Origin of the sequence: Kitasatospora sp. CM 4170 (assembly GCF_032110285.1) — a bacterium.
GTDB lineage: Bacteria > Actinomycetota > Actinomycetes > Streptomycetales > Streptomycetaceae > Kitasatospora > Kitasatospora aburaviensis.
Map to the genome: position 1 here is coordinate 7,346,126 of NZ_CP134877.1, position 6,375 is coordinate 7,352,500.

A 6,375-nucleotide genomic window follows, 5' to 3' on the forward strand; every position below is an offset into this window, starting at 1 on the left:
CGTGACTGAGCTCGATTCCGACGCGGACGCGGCGCTGGTCGCGTCGTGGCGCGACCTGCTGGCGCGGCACGCCGCCGCCTCCTGCCTGCTCGACCGCGAGCTGGGCGAGAAGCACGGCCTGGGCATGAGCGAGTTCGAGGTGCTGGAGCGCCTGGTCGAGGAGCGCAACGCGGACAACTCGCATGTCCTGCGGGTGCAGGAGCTGGCCGACACGGTCCACCTGAGTCAGAGTGCGCTCTCCCGGCTGATCGGCCGGCTGGAGAAGGCCGGCCTGGTGACGCGCGCGATGTGCCCCGACGACCGTCGGGGCATCCTGGTCGCGCTGACCGAGGAGGGCTGCCGGCGCTACGCCGAGGCCCGCCCGCTGCAGCGCGAGGTGCTCGCGCTCACGCTCGGCGGCCCGCTGGAGGGCGGCTGCCCCGCGCAGGGGTGACGGCACCGGCCGGGGGTGACGGGCGACCGGCCCCGCCGGTCAGATCAGCGCCGAGAGCCCCGGAGCGGTGGCCACGAGCACGACGGCCGCCGGTGCCGCCAGCGCCGCCACGGTGAGCTGCAGCCGGTGCAGCACGGGCAGCCGCGGCCGCCCCGCGAGCAGCCGGTCCACCCGCTTCGGCGACTGTGCCTGACCGGGTGGGCAGGAGCCGAACACCCCGCGCCCCAGGTTGAGTTCGGCCAGCGCCAGGGCGGTGGTGTGCCGGCCGTGCCGACGGGCCGCCCGGTCGTCCGCGGCCAGCTCGACCAGCTCGCCCACCTGGTCCCGGAAGGCGCTGAACACGCCGACCCCGGGGAAGCCCGACGCCAGCGCCTGCGAGCACTGGGACAGCCAGTGGTGGCGGGCCCGGACGTGCCCTCGCTCATGGCTGAGCACCGCCGCCAGCTCCCGGTCGGTCAACTGCTGCAGGGCGCCGGTGGTGACCACCAGCCGGGAGTTGTGACCGGGCAGCGACCAGGCCTCGGGGCGGACGTTCTCCAGCACCACCAGCCGCTCCCGGCGGTGCCGCACGGTGTCGATGGACTCCGGCAACTCGGGAGCCCGGTCGGCCAGTTGGGCGTGTCGATGATTGCGCAGGGCCTTGGCGGAGCGGACCTCGCGGGTCAGCGCCAGGACGGTCTGCACCCCGCCGGCGGCCAGCACCGCGGCGTACAGCCGCCCCCAGCCCTCGCCGCCCTGCAGCCCGTACGCCTCCTCCACGCCGTGCGGGGCGCCGGCGAAGACCAGGTCGCGCAGTCCGGGGAGGGCGGCCGAGGCGGCCAGCAGCAGGCTCAGCGCGCAGCACAGCATCACGGCCACCACCAGGCACTGCCAGGCGAGCAGGGCCAGCACGGGTTCGCGCCCGGCCCAGTCGGCCCGGGCCAGCAGCCGGGGCGCCACGGTCGAGAGCAGCAGTCCGAGCAGCAGCAGGCCGAGCAGGGCCGTCATGGCATGGGCTCCCCGAGTACGCACGGAACGCGACAGCGCGCTCCCCGCCAACCTAAGCCGTGGCGGCGCCCCGGGGAACGGCTTTCGGCCACCCAGTGACCAACGCCACGCGGACCCCGGCGGCGGGTCGGCCGGGGCGCCGGAAAGGGGTTCGGAGGCGGCGCGTCACATCGTCAGGAGCATCGCGAACATGCCGATGCCCATCGACAGTCGGCACGCGCGGGGGAGCCCGGCGGTCGCCGCCGCCAGCCGCCCCGTCGTGGTGCCGAGCAGCCGCGTCCCGGCCCAGAGCGAGTAGCCGCCGAAGTAGAGCAGCAGGACCCCGGTCAGCAGCGGCGTCCCCCCGGCCCCGGCGTGGTGGTGGCCGGCCGCGGGCGCGGCCGCCATGGCCAGCGCCGCGTAGGTCATCGCCAGCCCGCCGATCGCGTGGTGCAGCCGGTGCGCCCGGCGGTCCGGCCCGAGCAGGGCGGCCAGCAGGAAGACCGCCGCCGGCACGCCGAAGACCCAGGCCCAGACGACGGCCGGCACGGCGTCCCCGGAGACGGCCATCGCCGCCATCCCGAGCCCCATCAGGGCCTCGGCGGCGTCGGACTCGTGCGAGTGGCGCCGGTGTGTCCCGGTTCCGGCGATGCCGGGGGCCCGGCGCAGCCGGCTGAGGCAGTAGCCGCCGGCGGCCGCGGTGAGGACGGCCAGCAGCCAGTTGACCAGGACTGGTCCGTGCAACGGCGGCCTCCCCGACGGCGCGGACGTGCGTACCGTCCACGATCACGGGTCGGGGCCGCGGGCAGTAGGGCGCGCACGGGGGCGCATGGTGGTGGGCGCCGGAGTGGAGGCCTCCGCCGGACACCGGTGGCGGGCGCGCCCGGCCGAACCGGACCTCCGCCGTCACCTTCTTCCCCGGTGGCGGCGGTCCTCCCCGGTGGCGCCGCCGGAACGCAGACGGCATGGTCGGCATAGGGGGTGCGTTCGCGACGCCCCCGGACCGGAGCGGTCGCGCCGGGGGCCGGCGACTCCCGCCGCGCCCACCGGTGCACCCGCGTCACGGGCCCGCGAGGGCCACCGGCGTACGAGGCCCACGAGGGCCACCGGCGTTAGTGGCCCACGAGGGTCACTGACCACGAGCCCGCACGGGCCACCGCCGGGCGCAGGGCGGGAGGTTCGCACCGCCGCAGTGCCGCCGTCCTCAAGATCCGAACGGCGTCCCCGGCCGGGGCGTCCGGCCATCGGCCCTGGCCGCGGGACATCTTCGGCCAGGCCCCCCCTTGAACAGGAGAACCTTTCGTACTTATGGTGGTCTCGTTGAAAACCCTCCTGTCGAAGTGAGTCCCCGATGCAGAATCTTTCGCCAAGGCTCGCCGTGGCGGCCGACGCCCCGGTCTCCGGCCTCGCCGGCCACCCGGCCTGGCTGCGCCTGAAGGAAGCCGTCGAGGCCCTGCGCCCGCTCCAGTCCAAGGACGGCTCGATCGACCTCGCCGCCGTGCAGCGCCACACGGTCGACCCGCTGGTCGCCACCGTCCGCGGCGCCGTCGAGGAGCTCGCCCCCAACTTCCCGCACGACGCCGAGTACCTCGCCGCCGTCGACGCCGACCTCGCGAAGTGGGCCGACACCGGCTACCGGGAGCCCGACTTCCTGGACTCGCTGCTCGCCTTCCAGCCCGCCGACCAGCGCGTCGACGGCCTGGAGCACCTCGTGGTCTTCCCGATGTACACCCAGAACGGGAACCCGGACCGCAACCTGGAAGCCGTCCTGCTGACGGTCGTCTGGCCGGACTGGCTGGCCGAGCTGGAGCGCACCCGCTTCGACAACCCGATGTTCGTGCCGATCACCTTCACCGACTTCACGGCCGGCTACGACACCAACTCCGCCGTCCTCTTCCCCGAGACCGTGGCCGTGCGCAAGGCGCCGGAACGTTTCACCTGGGGCGGCATCTTCTGCGACCGCGAGGCCGCGCGCTTCCGCGCCGTCACCACCAGCGCCGTCCAGCAGCTCGGCCTGGAGATCCCGGCCGACGCCGCGGGCCTGCTGCAGGACCAGCAGCGCGCCCAGGAGACCTTCGTCCTGTGGGACCTCGTGCACGACCGCACCCACAGCCACGGCGACCTGCCGTTCGACCCCTTCATGATCAAGCAGCGCAGCCCGTTCTGGATGTACGGCCTGGAGGAGCTCCGCTGCGACCTCACGACCTTCAAGGAGGCCGTGCAGCTGGAGGCCGAGGGCAACTCGCACGCCCGCGACGTCCAGTACGCGATCCTGTTCGACCGCATGTTCCGCTTCCCGGTCAGCGGCGACCGCGTGCGCAACTACGACGGCCTCGGCGGCCAGCTGCTCTTCGCGTACCTGCACAAGCACGACGCCCTGCGCTGGCGCGACAACCGCCTCACCATCGACTGGGAGCGCGCTCCGCAGGTCACCAACGCGCTCTGCGGCGAGATCGAGACCCTCTACCGGGACGGCATCGACCGCCCGAAGCCGGCCCACTGGATCGCCGCCTACGAGCTGGTCTCCCGCTACCTCACCCCGCACCCCGCCTCCACCTGGGCGAAGGGCTCGGACGCGCTGCCGCTCGACATCACCGACGGCAAGGCGCTCAACAAGGCGCTGTGCGACGCCGTGCTCCCGGACGAGTTCCCGCTGAGCATGTTCTACGAGGCCCTCAACAAGAAGCTCAGCGGCGTCATCGCCTCCACCACCGGCATCACCGGCGCGAGCACCCAGGGAGTCGCCGCATGACCAGCACCGACAACAAGCCGCTGACCGGCAAGGTCATCGCCGTCGCCGGCGCCAGCGGCCCGGCGGGCCAGGCGGTCCTGCGCCGCCTCACCGCCGACGGTGCCACCGTCATCGGCGCCGACATCGACGCCCAGCGCCTGGAGGCCGCGCTGGACGCCACCCGGATCGCCGTCCCCGGCGCCCGGGTCAGCGGCCAGGTCATCGACCTGCTCGACCCGCAGGAGGTCCACGACTGGGCCGACCACCTGGAGGCCGAGCACGGCCACGTCGACGGCGTCTTCCACCTCGTCGGCGGCTGGCGCGGCAGCAAGAAGTTCTTCGACACCCGGATCGACGACTGGGACTTCCTGCACGACACCGTGGTGCGCACCCTCCAGCACACCTCGCTGGCCTTCCAGCCCGCGCTGATCCGCAGCGAGTCCGGTCGCTACGCGATGATCTCCGCCGCCTCGGCCCACAAGCCGACCGCCGGCGGCGCCGCCTACGCGGCCGCCAAGGCCGCCACCGAGGCCTGGACCCTCGCGATGGCCGACTCCTTCAAGAAGGAGACCACCGCCGAGGATGGCGAGCCCACCGCCGCGGCTGCGATCCTGGTGATCAAGGCGCTGGTCAGCCCCGAGATGCGGGCCGAGAAGCCGGAGGCGAAGTTCCCGGGCTTCACCGACACTGCTGACCTCGCCGCGTCCCTGGCGGGCCTCTGGGACCGCCCCGCAGCAGAACTGAACGGACAGCACCTGTGGCTGACAGCCCGATGACCGACCCCACCGCCGGCACCGACGCGGTGCGGCGGCACGACCCCGCCGTCCGCGGCTTCGCCAGCGACAACTACGCCGGCGTGCACCCGGAGGTCCTCGCCGCGATAGCACTCGCGAACGACGGCCACCAGGTCGCCTACGGCGAGGACGACTACACCGCGCACCTGCAGGACGTCTTCCGCAGCCACTTCGGCGAGAAGGCCGAGGCGTACCCCGTCTTCAACGGCACCGGCGCCAACGTCGTCGCCCTGCAGGCGCTGCTCCCGCGCTGGGGCGCCGTGATCGCCGCCGAGTCCGCCCACATCAACGTGGACGAGGGCGGCGCGCCGGAGAAGATGGGCGGCATCAAGCTGCTCACCGTCCCCACCCCGGACGGCAAGCTCACCCCCGAGCTCATCGACCAGCAGGCCTGGGGCTTCGGCGACGAGCACCGCGCGCAGCCGTGCGCGGTCTCGATCACCCAGAGCACCGAGCTCGGCACCCTCTACACCGTCGAGGAGATCCGGGCCATCGTCGAGCACGCCCACCAGCACGGCATGCTCGTGCACGTGGACGGCTCGCGCCTGGCGAACGCCGCCGCCTCGCTCGGCGTGCCGCTGCGCGCCTTCACCACGGACGTGGGCGTCGACGTGCTGTCGTTCGGCGGCACGAAGAACGGTCTGCTCTTCGGTGAGTGCGTGGTCGTGCTCAACCCCGAGAAGGTCCGGAACATCAAGTTCCTGCGCAAGACCTCGATGCAGCTGGCGTCGAAGATGCGTTTCGTCTCGGTCCAGTTCGAGGCGCTGCTCGCCGGCGACCTCTATCTGCGCAACGCCGGTCACGCCAATGCCATGGCCAGCCGGCTGGAGGCGGCGGTCCGGGACATCGACGGTGTCACCGTCGTCCGCCCGGTCCAGGCGAACGCGGTCTTCGCGATCCTCCCGCGCGAGGTGAGCGAGCGGCTGCAGAAGCGCTACCGCTTCTACTTCTGGAACGAGCACACCGGTGAGGTCCGCTGGATGTGCGCCTTCGACACCACCGAGGCCGACATCGACGCCTTCGCGGCCGCCATCTCCGAGGAGATGGGCCGCGGCTGACGCCGCCTCGACCGCCGATCGTCCCGTCCTGCCGATGCAGGGCGGGACGATTTGCATGTGGCGGGTCGCTCCCCGTACAGTTCCGGAGTCGCCGCGAGAGAGCGGGGACAAGCGGAAAGCGAAGTCGGGTGAGTGAAACTCCGGAAAACGGAGCGGAAAACGTCTGATAAGCTGGAAACACGAAAGAACGAAGCGCCCGGAGGGCCGGTGTGAAAGCCGCCTGAAGGAAGTGTCCGTTCCTTGAGAACTCAACAGCGTGCCAAAAGTCAACGCCAGATATGTTGACATCCCCGGCCTCAGATTCTCTGGGGTTGGAGATTCCTTTTGAAATAACACAGCGAGGACGCAGTGCGCGGGATCACCCTATTCCGGTGGTTGCCGTGCCGCTCAACG

Annotated in this window: 6 protein-coding genes; 4 read left to right on the forward strand and 2 right to left on the reverse strand. The window is 72.4% G+C overall.

Translation table 11 applies throughout. The features are described from left to right. Position 1: 1 nt before the first annotated feature. Entirely contained in the window at positions 2 to 433 is a 432-nt protein-coding gene (locus RMN57_RS30970) for a MarR family transcriptional regulator (RefSeq protein ID WP_313766595.1), read from the forward strand. A gap of 39 nt (positions 434 to 472) precedes the next feature. On the opposite strand, the gene RMN57_RS30975 is transcribed toward RMN57_RS30970, so the two are convergent. After that, on the reverse strand, positions 473 to 1,420 hold the full coding sequence (locus RMN57_RS30975) for a M56 family metallopeptidase (RefSeq protein WP_313766596.1): 948 nt from the start codon (positions 1,418 to 1,420) through the stop codon (positions 473 to 475). 165 nt (positions 1,421 to 1,585) lie between these two features. Beyond that, positions 1,586 to 2,143 carry a DUF5134 domain-containing protein gene (locus RMN57_RS30980; protein WP_313766597.1) on the reverse strand — a complete coding sequence of 186 codons (558 nt, stop codon included), beginning with the start codon at positions 2,141 to 2,143 and terminating at the stop codon, positions 1,586 to 1,588. Between the two features lie 607 nt (positions 2,144 to 2,750). Here RMN57_RS30980 and RMN57_RS30985 point away from each other — a divergent pair. From RMN57_RS30985 to RMN57_RS30995, 3 genes are read left to right on the forward strand one after another with little or no spacing between them, the layout of a single operon-like run. Continuing rightward, complete coding sequence (locus tag RMN57_RS30985; RefSeq protein ID WP_313766598.1) at positions 2,751 to 4,151, forward strand: DUF6421 family protein; 1,401 nt, start codon at positions 2,751 to 2,753, stop codon at positions 4,149 to 4,151. Continuing rightward, positions 4,148 to 4,906, forward strand: coding sequence for an SDR family NAD(P)-dependent oxidoreductase (locus RMN57_RS30990; RefSeq protein ID WP_313766599.1), 759 nt, complete (start codon positions 4,148 to 4,150; stop codon positions 4,904 to 4,906). The genes RMN57_RS30985 and RMN57_RS30990 overlap by 4 nt, the downstream gene beginning before the upstream one ends. Beyond that, complete coding sequence (locus RMN57_RS30995; RefSeq protein ID WP_313768029.1) at positions 4,903 to 5,982, forward strand: low specificity L-threonine aldolase; 1,080 nt, start codon at positions 4,903 to 4,905, stop codon at positions 5,980 to 5,982. Before RMN57_RS30990 ends, RMN57_RS30995 begins: the two co-directional genes overlap by 4 nt. Positions 5,983 to 6,375 lie beyond the last annotated feature (393 nt).